This window comes from Micromonospora sp. KC606 (assembly GCF_004348675.1).
Lineage (GTDB): Bacteria > Actinomycetota > Actinomycetes > Mycobacteriales > Micromonosporaceae > Micromonospora.
This window is the reverse complement of the sequence record NZ_SMKN01000006.1, coordinates 69,572-88,292: the sequence shown is the minus strand read 5'-3', so window position 1 is coordinate 88,292 and position 18,721 is coordinate 69,572. Positions and strand designations below refer to the sequence as shown.

The window sequence follows — 18,721 nt, the reverse complement described above, 5'->3', positions numbered from 1 at the left end:
GGGCGGGGGTGCCGGGGATACCGGCTGGTGGTGAGTTCCAGCCGCAGGCGGTGCCCCGGGGGAAGGTCGACGGCGACCGGGTGGCAGGTGATCTCGACCGTCCACGACCCGTCGGGCACCTGCGTGACGCCGTCGGTCAGCACCGTGCGCACCCCGGTCGGGGTGTCGTGCACGAGGGTCGCGACGAGCTGCGACGGGGCGTCCGCCCGGCCGGAGAGCAGACAGGTGGCGTGACCGTGGAAGGCCAGTGGGCCCGCCGCCGTCGTGACCAGCGCGCCGGGAACGTCCGTGAGCTGGCCGAGGTCCGCCGAGTGCGGCAGCGACGGGTACGGCCGCGCCGGGTCGGCGGTCAGCTCGGCCGGGTCGGAGGTCGAGATCAGCGTCCGGGTGCCGGTCGGCGCGGGCACCGGGGAGCCCGCGCGCCAGGCTCCGCTGCCCAGCCAGAGCGTCCGGCAGCCGTCGCGCGTGCCGGCGAGCCACCGCAGCGTGATGATCGACGGGTCCGGATCGACCGGCACGTCGATCGCGCACTCGGCGGACAACTCGTGGGTCAACGGCGACACCCAGCCACCGACCACACAGGTGGCGTCGGCGGCGAGCACCGCGTGCCGCAGGGTCGCCGCCGCCGACCGGCAGTACCAGCTGCCGATGTGCAGCGACGGCGCCCGGCAGGCCGCCACCGCCTCGTCGACGCGTCGTCCCGGCACCGCGACGTCGGCGGCGCTCGGCGGCCAGGGCCGGACGTCGACCGGCCACCCGTCGGGCAGCTTCTCGTCGTCCAGCGGCAGATCGGCGACGGCCGTCGCCAGTGGGGTCAGGCCCGGGTGGCCGACCCGGCCGCTGCCGTGCTCGGTACGCCACCACAGTTCGGCGTCCACCGGCGGGAACCCGTCGCCCGCCGGCCACGGCTGCCGGCTCACCACCCCGACCACCGCCGGATGGCCGCTGGCACACCACGCGGTGTACGCCTCGTACCCGGTACCGGCGAGCACCACCCGCCCGTCCGACCAGGGCTGGCGGGTGACCCAGTCGACGGCGGCGTGCCCGTCGGCGGTCTCGTCGGCCCCGGCGGCGAAGTCGCCGGAGGATCGAAACCTGCCTCGCACGTCCTGGAGGACCACGGCGTACCCGGCCGCCGTGTACGCCGCCGCCTCCGGCCACAGCCCCGGCGTGCCGTACGGGGTGCGCACCAGCATCGCCGTCGCCGGTCCGTCGGGCAGCCACACGTCGGTGGCCAGCCCGCACACGTCGGTGCCGACCCGGATGGTCACGCGTGCACCATCACGTCCGGCGGCACCGGCAGCACCGGGTGCCGCCGGAGCACCCCGTCGGTGACGTCCACCCCGTACTGCGTCCGCTCCCCGGGAACGGGACGGCCCGCCAGGTACGCGCGCACGTCCGCGGCGATGAGGCCCGCCACCACCGCCGCCCCCGTCGCTTCGGGCGAACCTGCCGGTCGCCCACCGGAGTCGAGCCAGGCCCAGTAGGCCAGCAACTGGTCGGGGAACGGGCTGGCGGCCAGCCGCCGCAACCGCAGGTCGGCGTAGCTCGGCCCGGCACCCGGTACGGACAGCGGCCCGGCGTACCAGCGCCCACCTTCGGCGTAGCCGCGGTGCCAGGCGACTCCGGCCGCCGCGCAGTCGGCGTCCAGGCGACGCCAGCGGGCGTCGGGCAGCCAGTCGGCGCACGCGACGACCAGCGCCGCGCCGCCGATGTCGTCGGTGTGCTCGGCGTCCAGCAGGTGGCCCAGGTGCTCGACCAGGACGCCGTCGCCCAGCAGCACCACCGGCCCGGCAACGGCTTCCTCCTCCCCCGCGAGAAGCCCCTCGTCGGCCAGAGCGTCGAGCAACCCGGCGGCGTCGGCGGCCCGCGCGAGCGCCGCCTGCGGGGTGAGGTCCCCGGCGAGCAGGGATGCGACCAGGTCCCGGCGTCCGGGCTCGACGTCGATGGTGATGAAGTCCTCGGTCGGCGTGACCAGCAGGAAGCCGTCCGCCGTGGGGACGACGGCGGCGCCGGGCGCGAGACGCAGCGGGCGGTCGGCCAGGGACCAGTCCATAGCTCCTCATCAGGGATCTAGCCTTGGGAGGGGTGCGTGGGCGCCACATCCGCCCACGCACCCCCGGTTCACCGGCCCACCGGGGGCCGGCTCAGCGGCGTCACCGCTTGCGCCAGGCGACGCTGGCGTTGCGCAGCGTCGCGTGGTTCGACGTGTGCACCGAGGCGCGGACCGTCTGCACCGTGAGCTTCTCGACCTTCATGGATGTCACCTCCCCTCCGGACTCGGGAACGACTTTCCGACGGGGCCGCGGCCAGAAGCGCGCCGGCGTCCCGTTGGCTCGCGACGAGCGCGGCGTAGCTGGCGCAGCGCTCCATCAGCACCCGCTCCTCAGCTGGGTGAGCCCTCGGTCACCGACCGTGGACCGCACACACCATGTCATCAGATGAAAATGGTTGTCAACGCTCTTGGTGATGATTGCCGATGTCGTTAGGCTCCGGACGTGACCACGACAGCGCCGCCCGGGATGCTCGGCGTCCTCTCCGACCGCACCGAGTTCCGCTGGCTGTGGCTGGGCAACCTGATCAGCGTGTGCGGGGGGTGGTTCAGCGCGGTCGCCGTGTTCGCGATGGTCTACCACCACACCGGCGCCGCTCTGGCCGCCGGCGCCACCCTCGCCCTGCGGTACCTGCCCGGTGTCCTCGTCGGAGGCTTCGCCGGTGTCCTCGCCGACCGGATCGACCGGCGTACCCTCATGGTGGTCACCGACCTGGCACTCGCCGGGCTCGCCGGCGCCTTCCTGCTCGCCGACAGCCCCCGGTGGATCTGGCTGGTCTACCCGCTGACGTTCGTCTCGGCCGCGACCGGCTTCACCTTCCAGGCCGCCCGCAACGCCTGGATGCCGAGCCTGGTCGAGCCGGACGAGTACGTGCTGTTCGGCGCGCTGGTCCAGGTCAACGGCCTGCTGTTCCAGGCGGTGGGTGGGCTGGCCGGCGCGGCGGCGGTGAGTCTGTTCGGCTGGCGGTGGGCGTTCGTCATCAACGCGGCGTCGTTCCTCGCCTCCACCTGGTGCACCCTGCGGGCACGCGGTGGCCAGCGCCGCGGTGGCACCGAGGCGACCCGCCGCGACAGCATCCTCACCGCCCTCGCCGCCGGCGTCCGGCACGCGCTGCGCCACCGGCAGGTCCGCGCCCTGCTGATCGTCGAAGCCCTGTTCTGCCTCGGCCTCGGCGCGGCGATCGTGACCATGACCTTCCTCGCCACCCGGACCTACCGGCTCGGGGACGGCGGCGTCGGCTGGTTCTACGCGGCGCAGGGAGTCACCGGAGCCGCCGTCCTGCTGTGGGCCGCCGCCCGCATCCAGCGGCTGCCCACCCGGCGGCAGCTGACCGTGCTGGGCCTGTCCTGCCTGGGGGAGGGGCTGGCCACCATCGCGTTCGGACTGGCCCCCGGGGTCGGCTTCGCCCTCGCCTGCTGGGCGATCGCCTCGGCCGTCGACGTCCTGTACGGTCCGGTGGCCATCGCCATCCTGCTGCACCATGCCGACAACGCCGTACGTGGCCGGCTCATGGCACTGTGGAGCGCCACCGCCACCGGGGCCCTGGCCCTGTCCTCGCTCGCCGGCGGCATCCTGGTCGACCGGCACCCACCCGGGTTGGTGGCCGTCGCCGCCGGCATGCTCATGGTGATCGCCGGCGCCACCTGGCTGGCGCTGCTGCGCCGGGGCCGCCTCGATCCGTCCGCGCGGGCGGCGTGAGCGCGCTGCACGGGCCACAGCGCCAGCACCACCGGCCGGAGTAGCAGCACCACCGCGACGGCGAACGCGACCAGGAGCCAGCCTCCGGGACCGAGTCGGTCCATCCCGGGGGGCGCCACCTCCTCCCCCGGCCCCTCACATCCGCCGAGGGCCGGCGCGGCGGGGTCGGCCCGTCCTCGCCAGCGTCGCCGAACCCCGTCGCGAAGAAAGATGGTTTGGGTGGAAAAATGGTCCAGAGACACTTTCGGAATCCTACGGTGGGTTATCGACCTGACGCCCGTACACCGATCCGGATGAGCCCGATCATGCAGATGATGACCGCGACCGACAACCACGCCGTCGCCCAGGCGGTCCACGACGTCGGGTCGGCGTTGTGGTTCGGCGGCACCGTCATGGGTGTAGCCGGGGTGAACAGGTCCGGCAGCGACCTGGCCCAGGGCATCGACCGCATCCGGGTGGCCGAGTCGGCGTGGAGCCGCTTCGGCCCGGTGCAGTCGTACCGCACCGTCGCCACCGCCAAGGGTGTCCTGCGCCGGCTCATGCCGGACTGACCAGCGACGCCCGCCGGCACACACCCGTCGGTGACCGCCGAACCGGTCCGCCACGACGTGGCGATCGGGACGACGACGTGACGCCCGGGGCTGTCGGGGTAGGAGTTACCGGGACGAACGACGAGAGGTGAGCTGATGAACCTGCGTTTCCTGCGACCGCTCTTCAACCGCCCCGGTTCCTGGGCGTCGGTCTACCTGGACACCAGCCGGGTCGGCGCGAACGCCGACCACGAGGTCGAGCTGCGCTGGCGGGCGCTGCGCGCGACGCTGGCCGGCCAGGGGGCCGACGCCGCCACCCTGGCCGCGCTGGACGAGGCCGTCCGTAACCGTCCCACCGAGCCCGGCCGGCACGGGTTGGCCCTGTTCGCCCGGGCGGGGGAGGTAGCCCTGGTGGAACCGCTGCCGGCTCCGCCCCCGACCGACGAGGCGCACGTCGGCGCGCTGCCGCACGCCATGCCGCTGCTCGCCCAACGCGGCGGCGAGGTACCCCACGTCCGGGTGCTCGCGGACCGCACCGGCGCCGACCTCACGGGGCTCACCGTCGACGGCACGCCCCGCCAGCGCACCGTCCACGGCGGCGAGAGCTTCCCGCTGACCAAGGTGCAGGCCGGAGGCTGGTCGCACCGGCGCTACCAGCAGGCGGCCGAGGTGTCCTGGGAGCGCAACGCCGGCGACGTGGCCGCCGCGGCGGCCGACCTGGCCGAGTCCGTGGGCGCCGAGGTGATCGTGGTGGGCGGTGACGTCCGGGCAGCACAACTGTTCCGGGAGCGGCTGCCCGTTCGGTGGCGCGACCGGACGGTACGCACCGACGCCGGATCCCGGCACGCCGGCGCCGACAACACCGCCCTCGACGACGTGACCGTGCAGGCGATCGCCGAGGTGGCCGACCGACACGACCGGGAGGTCGTCGACCGCTTCCGGGCGCAGGCCGTCGACGGCACGGCGCCGACCGGCCTGGCCGAGGTGGTGGCCGGACTCCAGCGCGGGCAGGTCGACACCGTGCTGCTGGTCAACGACACCTCCTCCACCGACACGCTCTGGATCGGCCCCGACAACCCCACCCATGTCGCGGCCGACGAGCAGACGCTGCGCGCCCTCGGCGTGCACGACCCCCAGCGGGTACGCGCCGACGCCGCGCTCCTGCGGGCCATCGCCGGCACCGACGCCGAACTCGTCCTCGTCGGTCCCGGCGAGGTGCCACTGGCCCACGGCGTCGGCGCCGTGTTGCGCTACGCCGACGCCAGCACCGCCTGACCCGCCTGCCCGGCCGTTCGGCGGCGGTCGGCCTGCCCGGCCGCCGCCACGACCTTCCGCCCGCGCACGGACGGATGCCGCTGCCTCGCCCGGTGTCGCCGTCATCGCGGGCCGTCGCTCATCGCCGCCACACACCGCCGTCCAGGTTCGAGGACAGCTGGTGGGTCGGGTGGTGCCGGCCGGTGATCGACCTCCGGTTGCGTCAGGTGGCGGTTTCGGCGACGGCGGTCAGCGCCATACGGCGCAACCAGGGGTGGATCACAGGACGAGGACGACATGCAGGTTGCGGGGACCGTGGACGCCCTCGACCCGGCTGAGTTCGATGTCGCTGGTGGCGGAGGGGCCGCTGATCCAGGTCAGGGGCCGGTGCGGGTCGACCCGGGCGAGGGCGTCCGGCACGGTGGCGACGACCTGGTCGGCGCGGAGCACGCAGACGTGCACGTCGGGCAGCAGGGTGATGAGCCGGCGGCCCTGGTCCGGTCCCGCGTCGAGCACGATGGTGCCGGTCTCGGCGACCGCTACCGCCGCGCCGGTCACCACGCCGTCGGCGGCGGCGATCCGCTCGACGCCGAGGTCGTCGTCCGGCACCACGGTGACGCTGTCGGGCAGCCAGTGTCCGGGCAGTCCGGGCGGCACGACGATCTGCCGGCCGCCGAGCACCCCGCCGACGGTCCGGGCGACGTCGGCGTCGACGCACCGGTGCACGGTGGCCCGGTAGTCGGTGAGCCGGCCCACGAACACGTCGAGATCGGCGGCGACGGAGCCGGCGCCCCGGTAGTCCCGGGCCACCTCGACCGGCACCGGCTCCGGTCCGCCGAGCGCGGCCCGGAGGCGGCCGAGGATCAGCTCACGTGCCGTCACCGCTCGGCCCACCACTGGCGGAAGGTCTGCGGCGGCGGCTCCGGCAGGTCGCGGCTGGCGGTCCAGCCGGACAGCGGCGGCGGCAGGCCCCGCCCCCGCCGGCCGGCGAGCCGGCCCAGCCGCGCGGCGCGCTGCGCGGCCGCGTACAACGCCGGATGGTCCATCGTGTAGGCGGCGGCGGCCATCGCCGCCGCCTCGGCCTTCGGGTGCGGCACCCGGCCGCGCAGGTGGACCAGGATGGACGGGATGTCGATCATCACCGGACAGGCGTCGTAGCAGGCGCCGCAGAGCGACGACGCGTACGGCAGGGAGGCGTTGTCCTCGACGCCGGTGAGCTGCGGGGAGAGCACCGCCCCGATCGGCCCCGGGTAGACCGACCCGTACGCGTGCCCGCCGGTGCGTTCGTAGACCGGACAGACGTTCAGGCAGGCCGAGCAGCGGATACAGTGCAACGCCTGCCGGCCGACCGGGTCGGCGAGCACCGCGCTGCGCCCGTTGTCGAGCAACACCAGGTGGAACGTCTGCGGTCCGTCACCCGGGGTGACACCGGTCCACATCGAGGTGTAGGGGTTCATCCGCTCCCCGGTGGACGCCCGGGGCAGCAGCTGGAGGAAGACCTCCAGGTCCCGCCAGGTGGGGATGACCTTCTCGATACCCATCACGGTGATCAGGGTCTCCGGCAGGGTGAGGCACATCCGCCCGTTGCCCTCGGACTCGACCACGGCGAGGGTGCCGGTCTCGGCGACGGCGAAGTTCGCCCCGGAGACGGCCACCCGCGTGCTCAGGAACGTCTGCCGCAGGTGCCGCCGCGCGGCGGCGGCCAGGGCCGCCGGCTCGTCGGTGAGCGCCGGGTCCACGCCCGGCATCGCCCGCAGGAAGATCTCCCGGATCTCCGCCCGGTTGCGGTGGATCGCCGGCACCAGGATGTGGCTGGGCCGGTCGTCGCCGAGCTGCACGATCAGCTCGGCGAGGTCGGTCTCGACGGGCTCGATCCCGGCGGAGAGCAGGGCCTCGTTGAGGCCGATCTCCTGGGTGACCATCGACTTGACCTTCATCACCCGGTCCGCGCCGGCCGCCCGGACCAGGTCGGTGACGATCCGGTTGGCCTCCACCGCGTCGGCGGCCCAGTGCACCGTGCCGCCGGCCGCCGCGACCGCCGCCTCCAACTGCTCCAGCAACTCGGGCAGGCGGGCCATGGTGTCGGTCTTGATGGCCCGCCCGGCGGCCCGCAGCTGCGGCCAGTCCGGCACCTCGCCGACCACGGCGGCCGACCTGCTGCGGATGGTGGCGGTGGCGTGACCGAGGTTACGGCGTAGTTGGGCGTCGGACAGCGCCCGCCGGGCGGCGACCGGGAACGGCTCGGAGCCGCGCAGGTGCCCGACGCCGGGCGGCGCGGTGGCCGGCATGCCGAGGAAGGACCGGGTCATCTCGTACCTCCCGTGGTCGGTGCCGGCGCGACCGCTCCGCCGTCCGGCGTGCCGGCGACGCCGGCCTCGGTGCTGGCCAGGATCTCGGCCAGGTGGACGGTCCGGACGCCGGCGCGCAGCCGGGACAGTCCGCCACCGATGTGCATCAGGCAGGACGCGTCCCCGGCGGTGCACACGTCGGCCCCGGTGGCCAGCACGTGACGCATCTTGTCAGCGAGCATCGCGGTCGAGGTGTCGGCGTTCTTCACCGCGAACGTGCCGCCGAAACCGCAGCACTGCTCCGCCTGCGGCAGCTCCACCAGGTCCAGCCCGCGCACCGCGCGCAGCAGCCGCAACGGCCGGTCCCCCACCCGCAGCATCCGCAGCGAGTGGCAGGTCGGGTGGTACGTCACCCGGTGCGGGTAGTACGCCCCCACGTCCGTCACCCCGAGCACGTCCACCAGGAACTCCGACAGCTCGTACGTGCGGGCGGCGACGTCCTCGGCCCGGCTGGCCAGCCGCTCGTCCCCCGCGCCCCGGGCGACCGTGGCGTGCTGGTGCCGCACCGAACCGACGCAGGAGCCGGACGGGGCCACGACCACGTCGTACGGGGCGAAGACCCGTACGTGCCGGCGCACCAGCCGCAGCGCGTCGTGTGGATAGCCGGTGTTGATGTGCATCTGCCCGCAGCAGGTCTGCCCCTCGGGGAAGACGACCTCGTGGCCGAGGCGCTCCAGCAGCCGTACCGTCGCCATCGCCGCCTGCGGGAACAGCGTGTCGGCCAGGCACGTCACGAACAACGCGACACGCATCACCCACCACCCATCCGGTGTTCGGCGGCCTGCCAGGTCGGCTGGTCGCCCTGCGGTTCGTACCGGTCGAGGCGCTGGGTCTCGCGCAGCAGGGACCGCAGGGCCGCCAGGTCACCGCCGACGACGCCGGCGGTCCGGGCCTGCACCAGGATGTTACCGAGCGCGGTGGCCTCGACCGGCCCGGCGATCACCGGCAGCCCGCAGGCGTCGGCGGTCAACTGGCAGAGCAGCTCGTTGCGGGCGCCGCCGCCGACGACGTGCACGGCCTCGACGTCCCGGCCGGAGAGCTGCTGGACCTGGCGCACGGCCCGCCGGTGTGCCAGCGCCAGGCTGTCGATGACGCAGCGGACAGTGGCGGCCCGGCTGTCGGGTACCGGCTCGCCGGCGCGCCGGCAGGCGTCGGCGAGCCGCGCCGGCATGTCGCCGGGGGGCAGGAAGACCGGGTCGTCCGGGTCGACGACGGAGCGCAGGGCCGGCTCCCGGGCGGCCTGCCGCAACAGCTCGGGCAGGTCGGCGTTCCCCCAGGTGCGCAGCGACTCCTGCAACAGCCACAGGCCCATCACGTTGCGCAGGTAGCGGATCGTGCCGTCGACGCCGGACTCGTTGGTGAAGTTGGCCCGCCGGCTCGCCTCGGTGAGCACCGGAGCGTCCAGTTCGACCCCGACGAGGGACCAGGTCCCGCAGGAGATGTAGGCGAACCGTTCCCCCGCCGCCGGCACACCGGCGACGGCGGACGCGGTGTCGTGGGAGCCGACCGCCACCACCTCGGGCGTGCCGGGCAGGTCCAGGTCGGGTCGGACCGGTCCGACCCGACTGCCCGGCTCCTGCAGCGGCGGGAACAGGTCGGCACGGATGCCCACGTCTGCCATCAGCTCCGTGGCCCAGGCCCGCCGGCGCAGGTCGTACAGCTGGGTCGTGGAGGCGTTGGTGCGCTCGGCGCCGATCCGGCCGGTGAGCCAGTACGTGATGAGGTCCGGGATGAGCAGGAGCCGGTGGGCGGCGGCCAGCTGCGGGGTCCCGGCCGCCGCCGCCAGTTGGTAGAGGGTGTTGAACGGCAGCTGTTGCAGGCCGGTGGTGGCGTAGAGGCGCTCCCGGCCGAGCTGCGTCGCCACCCGATCGGCCACCCCGTCGGTGCGCGCGTCGCGGTAGTGCACCGGGTTGCCCAGCAGCGCCCCCGAGGCGTCGAGCAGCCCGTAGTCGACGGCCCAGGAGTCGACGCCGATGCTCGCCACCGGACCGGCGGCCCGCAGGCCGGCGCGGACGCCCTGCCACAGGCGGAGGATGTCCCAGTGCAGGGTGTCGCCCACGCGGACGGGCTCGTTGGTGAAGCGGTGCGCCTCGGTGAGTTCCACCCGCCCGGCGTCGACGCGGCCGACCATGACCCGGCCGCTGGACGCGCCCAGGTCGACGGCGGCGACGGTGACCGCGCCGCTCACCGCGTACCCCGCCCGGCCCGGCGGGGCCGGCTGCCCAGCGACGGCCCGCGCCCGCCTGCCCGCCCCGTCACCACCTCGGGCCACCGCGCACCCTGCCCGTCACCCATCGAACCTCCCCTGCTCCTCATGGCTCCGCTCCGGCCCGGTCAGCGGAGGAAGGCCGCGGCGACGCCGGCGTCCACGGGGACGTGCAGACCCGTGGTGTGGGACAGGTCGCCGCCGGTGAGCACGAAGACCGCGTTCGCCACGTGTTCTGGCAGCACCTCCCGCTTGAGCAGGGTGCGCTGGGCGTAGAACTCCCCCAGCTTCTCCTCCGGCACGCCGTAGACGGCGGCGCGTTGGGCGCCCCAGCCGCCGGCGAAGATGCCGGAGCCGCGCACCACACCGTCGGGGTTGACGCCGTTGACCCGGATGCCGTGCCCGCCCAGCTCCGCGGCGAGCAGGCGGACCTGATGGGCCTGGTCGGCCTTTGCCGCGCCGTACGCGACGTTGTTCGGGCCGGCGAACAGGGAGTTCTTGCTGGAGATGTACACGATGTCCCCGCCCATCCCCTGGTCGATGAGGACCCGGGCGGCCTCGCGCGAGACCAGGAAGGAACCCTTGGCCATCACGTCGTGCTGGATGTCCCAGTCCGCCTCGGTGGTCTCCAGCAACGACTTCGACAGCGACAGCCCGGCGTTGTTGACGACGAGGTCGAGCCCGCCGTAGGCGAGCACCGTCGCGCGGACCGCGGCGGCCACCGCCTCGGCGTCGGTGACGTCCACCGGCACGGCCACCGCGACGTCGCCGCCGCCCAGCTCACCGGCGACCGTCTCGGCGGCGGCGGCGTCCCGGTCGGCGACGACCACGCAGGCGCCCTCGGCGGCGAGCCGGTGGGCGATCGCGCGGCCGATGCCGGACCCGGCCCCGGTGACCAGGGCGATCCGGGTCGCCAGCGGCTTCGGCTTGGGCATCCGGGCGAGCTTGGCCTCCTCGAGGGCCCAGTACTCGATGCGGAACTTCTCCGCCTCGGAGATCGGCGCGTACCGCGACACCGACTCGGCGCCGCGCATCACGTTGATCGCGTTGACGTAGAACTCCCCGGCGACCCGGGCGGTCTGCTTGTTGGCCCCGTAGCTGAACATGCCCACGCCCGGGATGAGGACGACGGCCGGGTCGGCGCCGCGCATCGGCGGGCTGTCCGGGCCGGCGTGCCGCTCGTAGTAGGCGCGATAGTCGTCCCGGTAGACGGCGTGCAGTTCCCTGAGCCGCGCGACGGTGTCCGCCAGCGGCGCGGTCGGCGGCAGGTCGAGCACCATCGGACGGACCTTGGTACGCAGGAAGTGGTCCGGGCACGAGGTGCCGAGCGCCGCGAGCGCGGGGTGCCGCTCGCGGGCGACGAAGTCGAGCACCACGTCGCTGTCGGTGAAGTGCCCGACCTGCGGACGATCGGTCGAGGCCAGGCCGCGCAGGACCGGCGCCAGCGCCGCGGCCCGGGCCCGCCGTTGCGCCGGCGGCAGCGGCTCGTAGCCGGCGGCCACCGCGCCGAACGGCTCCGGCCGACCCCGCTCGTCGAGGTACGCCTGCGCGGTGCGGATGATCTCCCGCGAGTGGCGTTCGCACTCCTCGCTGGTCGCCCCCCACGCGGTGATGCCGTGCCCGCCGAGGATGACGCCGATCGCCTGCGGGTTGGCCCTCGCGACGGCGGCGATGTCGAGGCCGAGCTGGAAGCCGGGCCGCCGCCACGGCACCCAGAGCACCCGCTCGCCGAAGATCTCCTTGGTCAGCTCGGGTCCGTCGGCGGCGGTGGCGATGGCGATGCCGGCGTCGGGGTGCAGGTGGTCGACGTGTGGGGCGTCGACCAGGCCGTGCATGGCGGTGTCGATCGACGGTGCCGCGCCGCCCCGCCCGTGCAGGCAGTAGTCGAACGCGGCAACCATCTCATCCTCCCGCTCGACACCTGGGTAGACGTCGCCCAGAGCACGGAGCCGGTCGAGCCGGAGCACCGCCAGGCCGGCCTCGGTGAGGGTGCCGAGGTCGCCACCGGAGCCCTTGACCCACAGCAGCTCCACCGGCCCGCCGGTCACCGGGTCGGTGGTCTCGCCCTTGGCCGAGGTGTTACCGCCGGCGTAGTTGGTCGTGGTCGGGTCGGCGCCGAGCCGGTTGCTGCGGGCGACGAGCGCCTGAACCTCGGAGTGCATCGTCCTCATGTCCCCTGTCTGCGTTCTGGGTGTGGTCAGGCGCCCCAGCCGGCCTGCTGGCCGCCGGCGCGTTCGGCGCGGATCTTCTCGAAGTAGCCGGAGCGGGCGTAGGCGGCCATCGGGTCCGGGTCGAGGCCCAGGTCGGCGCGGAGTTCGGCGAGCAGCGGTCGCACGTCGGTGTGGTACGCGTCCATCAGCACCGCGTTGGCGCCGAGCACGTCACCGGCCCGCTGCGCGGCGGCGAGCGCGTCGGCGTCGACGAGCAGCGCCTTGGCGGTGGCCTCCTGCACGTTGAGCACCGAACGGATGATCGCGGGGATCTTGGGCTCGATGTTGTGGCACTGGTCGAGCATGAACGCGATGCCGGCCTCCGGGCGCAGGGCGTCGCCCCGGACGATCTCGTACATGATGCGGAACAGTTGGAACGGGTCCGCGGCGCCGACCATCAGGTCGTCGTCGGCGTAGAAGCGGGAGTTGAAGTCGAAGGCCCCCAGCTTCCCGGCCCGCAGCAGGAACGCCACGATGAACTCGATGTTCGTGCCGGGCGCGTGGTGCCCGGTGTCGATGACCACCTGCGCCTTCGGCCCGAGTTCGAGGCAGTGCGCGTACGCGGTGCCCCAGTCGGGCACGTCGGTGGTGTAGAAGGCCGGCTCGAACAGCTTGTACTCCAGGAGCATCCGCTGGTCGTCGCCGAGCCGGTCGTAGGTCTCGCGCAGGGCGACGGCGAGCCGGTCCTGCCGGGCCCGGAAGTCGTCCTGGCCGGGGTAGTTGGTGCCGTCGGAGAACCACAGCTTGAGATCGCGTGAACCGGTGGCGTCCATGATGTCCACGCAGTCGAGCAGGTGGTCGATCGCCTTGCGGCGCACCGCCGGGTCGGGGTTGGTGACGCTGCCCAGCTTGTAGTCGTTGTCCTGGAAAACGTTGGCGTTGATCGCACCGAGGGCGACGCCCTGGTCGGCGGCGTACCCCGCCAGGTTGGCGTAGTCGTCGACGCGGTCCCACGGGATGTGTAGGGCCACCGTCGGCGCCACGCCGGTGAGGCGGTGCACCACGGCCGCGTCGGCGATCTTCTCGTACGGGTTGCGGGGCACGCCCTCCTGTGGGAAGACCTTGAACCGGGTGCCGGAGTTCGCGTACGCCCACGAGGGGGTTTCGATGCGCTGGCCGCGCAGGGCCTGCGTGATCCGCTCCCGGGTCGCTGCGTCGGGCTGCGTCATGCCTGCTCTCCCTTCTGGGCGGCGAGCTGCGCGTCGAGGTTGAAGACCTCGTCAAGCGGTCGCATGGCCCGGTCGGCGGTCTCGTCGTCGTGGAGGTTGAGGAAGAAGGGCGCCATCTCCGCCTGCCAGCGGGCGTTGACGTCGCGGTCCTGCATCGCGGCCTGGGCCGCCGCGAAGTCGTCGGTGGTCAGGACCCCCACGAGCAGGCCGTCCTCGCGGAGGAACAGCGAGTAGTCGCGCCACCCGCTCTCGGCCAGGGCGGTCAACATCTCGGGCCAGACCCGCTCGTGGCGGGCGCGGTACTCGTCCAGCCGGGCCGGATCGACCTGCAGGGTGAAGCAGACACGGGGCATGGCTCTCCCATCGACAGGCCCCGGCCGGCGCCGCCAGAACGGGCGGCACCGACCGGAGATGATTAGAAATTGAACTTGTCGATGTTGCTCTTGTCGAAGACGGTGGGCGGACCGAGGACGACCACACCGTCCTTGCCGACGGTGAACTCACCGAGCTTGCCGGCGGTGAACTTGTCGCCCTCGGCGCCGGTGATCTGGCCGGAGGCCAGCGCCGCGCCGGCGTACGCGGCGAGGTAGCCGAGGTCGGCCGGGTTCCACAGGGCGAACGCGTCGACGGTGCCGTCCTTGACGTACTCGCGCATCTGGTTCGGGGTGCCCAGGCCGGTCAGCTTGACCTTGCCCTTGTACTGCGACCCGCTGAGGTAACGCGCGGCGGCGGCGACACCGACGGTGGTCGGGGAGATGACGCCCTTCAGGTTCGGGTACGCCTGCAGCAGGCCCTGCATCTCCTGGAAGGACTTCTGGTCGTCGTCGTTGCCGTACGCCACCGTGACCAGCTTGATCTTGCTGTACTCGGGCTTCTTCAGCTCCTCCTTCATCAGCTCAATCCACGCGTTCTGGTTGGTGGCGTTGGCGGTCGCCGACAGGATGGCGATCTCACCCTCGCCGCCGATCTGCTCGGAGATGAGCTTGACCTGGTTCTCCGCGATACCCTGGGCAGTCACCTGGTTGACGAAGATCTGCCGGCACTCCGGCTTGGTGTCGGAGTCGAAGGTCACGATCTTCGCGCCGGCCGCCTTGGCCTGGTTCAGCGCGCCGCAGATCGCGTTCGGGTCGTTCGCCGAGGTCACAATGACATCCATGCCCTGCTGGGACAGGGTGTTGATGTAGCTGACCTGGGAGGAGGCGCTGGCCTCGGACGGGCCGACCTCCTTGAACTCGCCCTTGACCTCGGTGACCGCCTCCTTGCCGCCGTTGTCGGCGGTGGTGAAGTACGGGTTGTTCACCTGCTTGGGCAGGAAGGCGATCTTGAGGCCCTCCTTGATCGGGGCCTGCGGGTTCGCGGTGCCGCCGGCCTGGTTGCCGCCGGAGTCACTGCCGGCGTTGTCCCGGGTGGTGCCGCCGCAGGCGGCGGTGCCCAGCACCAGAGCGGTCAGGGTCAGCGCGGTGGCTCCGAGGCGGAGCCGGGAAAGGGTGACCATCGATATCCTTCCGGGGGAGGTGGGGGTGGGGACGGTCACGGCGCAGCGACCTGCGCGCGTTGCCGTCGTCGGTGCAGCCGGGCGCGGGCGTCCCCGACCGCGTTGGGCAGGACCACGGAGGCGATGAGCAGGGTGCCGGTGACGATCGTCAGCGCGTTGGCATCGACGTCGGCCAGTTGCAGCGCGTTGCGGACGACCCCGAGCAACAGGACGCCGGCCACCACGCCGAGCAGCCGGCCCCGGCCCCCGAAGATGGACACGCCGCCCAGCAGCACGGCGGTCACCACGGTCAGCTCCAGGCCGGTGGCGTTGTCACCACGGGCGCTGGCGTAGCGCAGGGTCCAGAACAGGCCGGCCAACCCGCAGACGGCTCCGGAGGCCACGAACAGCCAGAACTTCGTCCGGGCCACCGACACCCCGGCGAAGGTGGCGGCTTCGGCGTTGTTGCCCATGGCGTACAACGCCCGCCCGACCGGGGTGGCGTGCAGGACGACGCCGAACACCAGCGCCAGCAGGAGCACCGGGACGACCATGACGGGGATGGACGTGCCGGGCATCGGCCGCACCACGGCGGCGGTCCAGCCGGCCGGGAAGTCCGCGACCGCCTGGTCGCCGAGGACGACGAACGACAGCCCCCGGTACAGCGCGAGCGTTCCGATGGTCACCGCCAGCGACGGCAGGCCGAAGCCGGTGACGAACACGCCGTTGACCGCGCCGAGCAGGGCTCCCAGCAGCACCACCAACACGCAGATCAGCTCCAGCGACAGCCCGCTGGACAGCCACAACTGCCCCATCAGGGTGCTGCACAGGCCGACCATACTGGCCACCGACAGGTCGATCTCACCGGTGACGACGATCAACGTCATCGGCAGCGCGAGCAGGGCCAGCGGCACCAGGTCGAGCAGCAGGAACTGGGCGTTGCGGCCGGTGGCGAAGTTCGGCACCGCCGCGCCGGCCACCAGCACGGCCACGACCAGCCCGGCGACGATCGCCGCGTCCCAGGAGCCGAGCGGCGCGCCGAGGCCGACCCGGCGGCCCGGCTCGCGCACGGCACCCCCGCCGGCCGGCGGAGCGGGGGTCAGGCTGTCATGCGCCATGGGCGCTTCTCCCTCGGAGCCGGGCCGCCATCCGGAGGGCCAGGAGCCGGTCCAGGCCGATGGCGGCGAGGATGAGCGCGCCGACCACGGCCTGCTGCCAGAACGGATCGATGCGCAGGACTGCCAGTGAACTGCCGATCATGGTCAGCAGGACGGCGCCCAGCGCCGCGCCGTACACGCTGCCGCTGCCGCCGAAGATGGCCACGCCGCCGACGACCGCGGCGGCGACGACCTGAAGTTCCAGGCCGGTGCCGGCAGCCGCGTCGAGCGTGCCGAACCGGGCCGCGTACAGCACGCCGGCGAGACCGGCCAGTGCCCCGCTGGCGACGAAGACGGCGAACACCCGCCGGCCGACCGGGATGCCGGACAGCCGGGCGGCGGTCGGCTCGGAGCCGATGGCGTAGAGCTCGCGACCACTGCGGAAGGAGCGCAGGTAGAAGCCGGCGACGGCGACGACGACCAGCGCGACCAGGAACAGGACGGGTACGCCCAGCAGGGTCTGGTTGCCCAGCCGCAGGAACGACCGGGGCATGTCGGCGGCATTGATCTGCTGACCGGCCGCCCAGTAGTAGTCGACGCCACGGAACGCGTACAGGGTGCCCAGGGTGATGACCAACGCGGGAACCCTGGCCACGGCGATGAGGCCGCCGTTGACGGCCCCGCACACCGCGCCGAGCGCGACGCCGGTCACCAGCGCGACCGGCCACGGGGTGCCGGGCGCGGCGAGGAACAGCTCGCCGGTGGCGAACGCCACCAGCCCCAGGATCGACCCGACGGACAGGTCGACGTTGCGGGTGACGATGACCAGGGTCTGGCCGACCGCGAGGATCACCAGGATCGCGCAGCCCAACAGCAGGTCCTTGACGCTCTGGCTGCTGAGGAAGCGGTCGTTGTGCAGCGTGGTGACCAGGACCAGCGCGCCCAGGGCGAGCAACAGGCTCAACTCCCGGACGGCGAGCAGTCGCTCGGTGAGACCGCGGCCGGGCCGGCCCGCGCCGGCGGGCGGGGCGCCGGTGGGCCGTTCGGTGACGCCGGCGTCGGTGCGGCTCATGCGATCGCTCCTTGACCGGTCGCGGCGAACATGACGGACGTCTCGTCGGCCTCGTCGCGGGACAACTCGCGGACCAGGCGGCCCTCGTGCATGACCAGCACCCGGTCGGCCATGCCGAGCACCTCCGGCAGCTCGCTGCTGATCATGAGGATGGCCATTCCCTCGCCGGCCAGCTCGGACAGCAGTCGGTGGACCTCGGACTTGGTGCCGACGTCGATGCCACGGGTGGGCTCGTCGATGATGAGGACCCGCGGGTGGGTGGCGAGCCACTTGGCCAGAACGACCTTCTGCTGGTTGCCGCCGGACAGGGTGCCCACCGCGGCGGTGAGCCGGGCGGTCTTCACCCGCAGCCGGCGGGTCCACTGTCGTGCCTCGGCCCGCTCCGCGCCGCCGAGGAGCAGGCCCAGCCGGGCCAGCGCCCCACGGCGGGCCAGGGTGGCGTTGCGCTCCACCGAGAGTTCCATGACCAGGCCCTGCTGGCGGCGGTCCTCGGGCACGAGCGCCAAGCCGGCGGCGATCGCCTTGCCGGGCTTGCCCGGCGGCAGGGCCCGGCCGGCGACCCGGACCTCGCCGGCGTCGTAGCGGTCGACGCCGAAGACGGCGCGGGCCACCTCGCTGCGCCCGGCCCCGACCAGCCCGGCGAGGGCGACGATCTCCCCACCACGGACGCCGAAGGTCACGTCGGAGAAGACGCCGGTGCGGGTGAGCCCGCGCACCTCCAGCAGGGTGTCGCGCAGCACGGCGTCCTGCTTCGGAAACAGCGAGTCGACGTCCCGGCCGACCATGCGCCGCACGACCTCGTCGACGGTGAGGTCAGCCGTCCGGTCGCTGGAGACCCAGGTCCCGTCGCGCAGGACGGTGAGCCGCTGGCACAGGTCGAACACCTCGTCGAAGCGGTGGGAGATGAACAGCACCGCCGCGCCGCGCTCGCAGAGCGAGCGGGCGACGCCGAAGAGCCGGTCGACCTCGACGCCGGAGAGCGCGGCGGTCGGCTCGTCCATCACCAGGACGCGGGCGTCGAAGGAGAGCGCCTTGGCGATCTCGACGAGTTGCTGGTCGGCGATGGACAACCCGCGTGCCGGACGGGCGGGGTCGATCCGGACGCCGAGTCGCGCGAACAACTGCTCGGCGGCACGGTTCATCGCCCGGGTGTCGACGCGACGCAGGCTCCGCAGGGGCTGCCGGCCCATGAAGATGTTCTCCGCGACCGTCAGGTCCGGAAACAGCGTCGGCTCCTGGTAGATGACGGCGATCCCGGCGGCACGGGCGTCGGCGGGCCCCCGCAGCAGCAGTGGCTTGCCGGCCAGGGTCAGCCGGCCGGCGTCCGGGGCGTGGGCGCCGGCGAGGATCTTGACGAGGGTGGACTTGCCCGCTCCGTTCTCGCCCACCAGGGCGTGGGCCTCGCCGGGGTGGAGCGCGAGGCGCACCCCTCGCAGCGCCGCGACAGCGCCGAAGGACTTGGCGATGTCGTCGAGGACGAGCAGCGGGGATGAGGTGCTCTCACCTGCGTCGGGGCTCATCCGACCCCCTTCTGAATCGTTTCATGCAGCTTGCGCTAGCACGCTAGGGGCTGACCATCCGAGGCGTCAAGACTTTCGAGGCCCTTTCC

Annotated in this window: 16 protein-coding genes; 3 read left to right on the top strand and 13 right to left on the bottom strand. The window is 73.3% G+C overall.

What is annotated here, in order from left to right:
• Together E1193_RS02960 and E1193_RS02955 are read right to left on the bottom strand one after the other, a co-directional pair.
• On the bottom strand, positions 1 to 1,271 hold a 1,271-nt coding region (locus E1193_RS02960; RefSeq protein ID WP_132179950.1), incomplete at its 3' end, for a CocE/NonD family hydrolase.
• Positions 1,268 to 2,056, bottom strand: a complete 789-nt coding sequence (locus E1193_RS02955; RefSeq protein WP_132179948.1) for a hypothetical protein — start codon at positions 2,054 to 2,056, stop codon at positions 1,268 to 1,270. The genes E1193_RS02960 and E1193_RS02955, both read right to left, overlap by 4 nt.
• A gap of 442 nt (positions 2,057 to 2,498) precedes the next feature.
• On the opposite strand from E1193_RS02955, the gene E1193_RS02950 reads away from it, so the two are divergent.
• The 3 genes from E1193_RS02950 (at position 2,499) to E1193_RS02940 (ending at position 5,557) form a co-directional block, all read left to right on the top strand.
• Complete coding sequence (locus E1193_RS02950) at positions 2,499 to 3,752, top strand: MFS transporter (protein WP_243707251.1); 1,254 nt, start codon at positions 2,499 to 2,501, stop codon at positions 3,750 to 3,752.
• Between the two features lie 293 nt (positions 3,753 to 4,045).
• Positions 4,046 to 4,303: a hypothetical protein gene (locus E1193_RS02945; protein ID WP_132179946.1), complete on the top strand. Its 258-nt coding sequence runs from the start codon at positions 4,046 to 4,048 to the stop codon at positions 4,301 to 4,303.
• Positions 4,304 to 4,438: 135 nt separating this feature from the next.
• Positions 4,439 to 5,557, top strand: a complete 1,119-nt coding sequence (locus tag E1193_RS02940) for a Vms1/Ankzf1 family peptidyl-tRNA hydrolase (protein WP_132179944.1) — start codon at positions 4,439 to 4,441, stop codon at positions 5,555 to 5,557.
• A 258-nt stretch (positions 5,558 to 5,815) separates the two neighbouring features.
• On the opposite strand, the gene E1193_RS02935 is transcribed toward E1193_RS02940, so the two are convergent.
• From E1193_RS02935 to E1193_RS02885, 11 genes are all read right to left on the bottom strand, one after another.
• On the bottom strand, positions 5,816 to 6,418 hold the full coding sequence (locus E1193_RS02935) for an LUD domain-containing protein (RefSeq protein ID WP_165945613.1): 603 nt from the start codon (positions 6,416 to 6,418) through the stop codon (positions 5,816 to 5,818).
• Entirely contained in the window at positions 6,415 to 7,845 is a 1,431-nt protein-coding gene (locus E1193_RS02930; RefSeq protein WP_132179940.1) for a lactate utilization protein B, read from the bottom strand. The genes E1193_RS02935 and E1193_RS02930 overlap by 4 nt, the downstream gene beginning before the upstream one ends.
• The gene (locus E1193_RS02925; protein ID WP_132179938.1) at positions 7,842 to 8,636 is read right to left on the bottom strand and encodes a (Fe-S)-binding protein; all 795 of its coding nucleotides are present in this window, start codon (positions 8,634 to 8,636) and stop codon (positions 7,842 to 7,844) included. Before E1193_RS02925 ends, E1193_RS02930 begins: the two co-directional genes overlap by 4 nt.
• A complete protein-coding gene (locus tag E1193_RS02920; protein ID WP_243707250.1) occupies positions 8,636 to 10,156 on the bottom strand; it encodes a rhamnulokinase family protein in 1,521 nt (506 codons plus the stop codon). Before E1193_RS02920 ends, E1193_RS02925 begins: the two co-directional genes overlap by 1 nt.
• Before the next feature lie 62 nt (positions 10,157 to 10,218).
• Complete coding sequence (locus E1193_RS02915; RefSeq protein WP_243707249.1) at positions 10,219 to 12,261, bottom strand: bifunctional aldolase/short-chain dehydrogenase; 2,043 nt, start codon at positions 12,259 to 12,261, stop codon at positions 10,219 to 10,221.
• A gap of 26 nt (positions 12,262 to 12,287) precedes the next feature.
• Positions 12,288 to 13,469 (bottom strand): L-rhamnose isomerase, encoded by a 1,182-nt coding sequence (rhaI, locus tag E1193_RS02910; protein ID WP_132179936.1) that lies wholly within the window; start codon positions 13,467 to 13,469, stop codon positions 12,288 to 12,290.
• On the bottom strand, positions 13,466 to 13,822 hold the full coding sequence (locus tag E1193_RS02905; protein ID WP_132179934.1) for an L-rhamnose mutarotase: 357 nt from the start codon (positions 13,820 to 13,822) through the stop codon (positions 13,466 to 13,468). The genes rhaI and E1193_RS02905 overlap by 4 nt, the downstream gene beginning before the upstream one ends.
• A 62-nt stretch (positions 13,823 to 13,884) precedes the next feature.
• Positions 13,885 to 14,964: a rhamnose ABC transporter substrate-binding protein gene (gene rhaS / locus E1193_RS02900; protein WP_132179932.1), complete on the bottom strand. Its 1,080-nt coding sequence runs from the start codon at positions 14,962 to 14,964 to the stop codon at positions 13,885 to 13,887.
• Positions 14,965 to 14,999: 35 nt separating this feature from the next.
• Positions 15,000 to 16,061 carry an ABC transporter permease gene (locus E1193_RS02895; protein WP_132179930.1) on the bottom strand — a complete coding sequence of 354 codons (1,062 nt, stop codon included), beginning with the start codon at positions 16,059 to 16,061 and terminating at the stop codon, positions 15,000 to 15,002.
• Complete coding sequence (locus E1193_RS02890) at positions 16,051 to 17,112, bottom strand: ABC transporter permease (RefSeq protein WP_132179928.1); 1,062 nt, start codon at positions 17,110 to 17,112, stop codon at positions 16,051 to 16,053. The genes E1193_RS02895 and E1193_RS02890 overlap by 11 nt, the downstream gene beginning before the upstream one ends.
• On the bottom strand, positions 17,109 to 18,632 hold the full coding sequence (locus E1193_RS02885; protein ID WP_132179926.1) for a sugar ABC transporter ATP-binding protein: 1,524 nt from the start codon (positions 18,630 to 18,632) through the stop codon (positions 17,109 to 17,111). Before E1193_RS02885 ends, E1193_RS02890 begins: the two co-directional genes overlap by 4 nt.
• Positions 18,633 to 18,721: the final 89 nt, after the last annotated feature.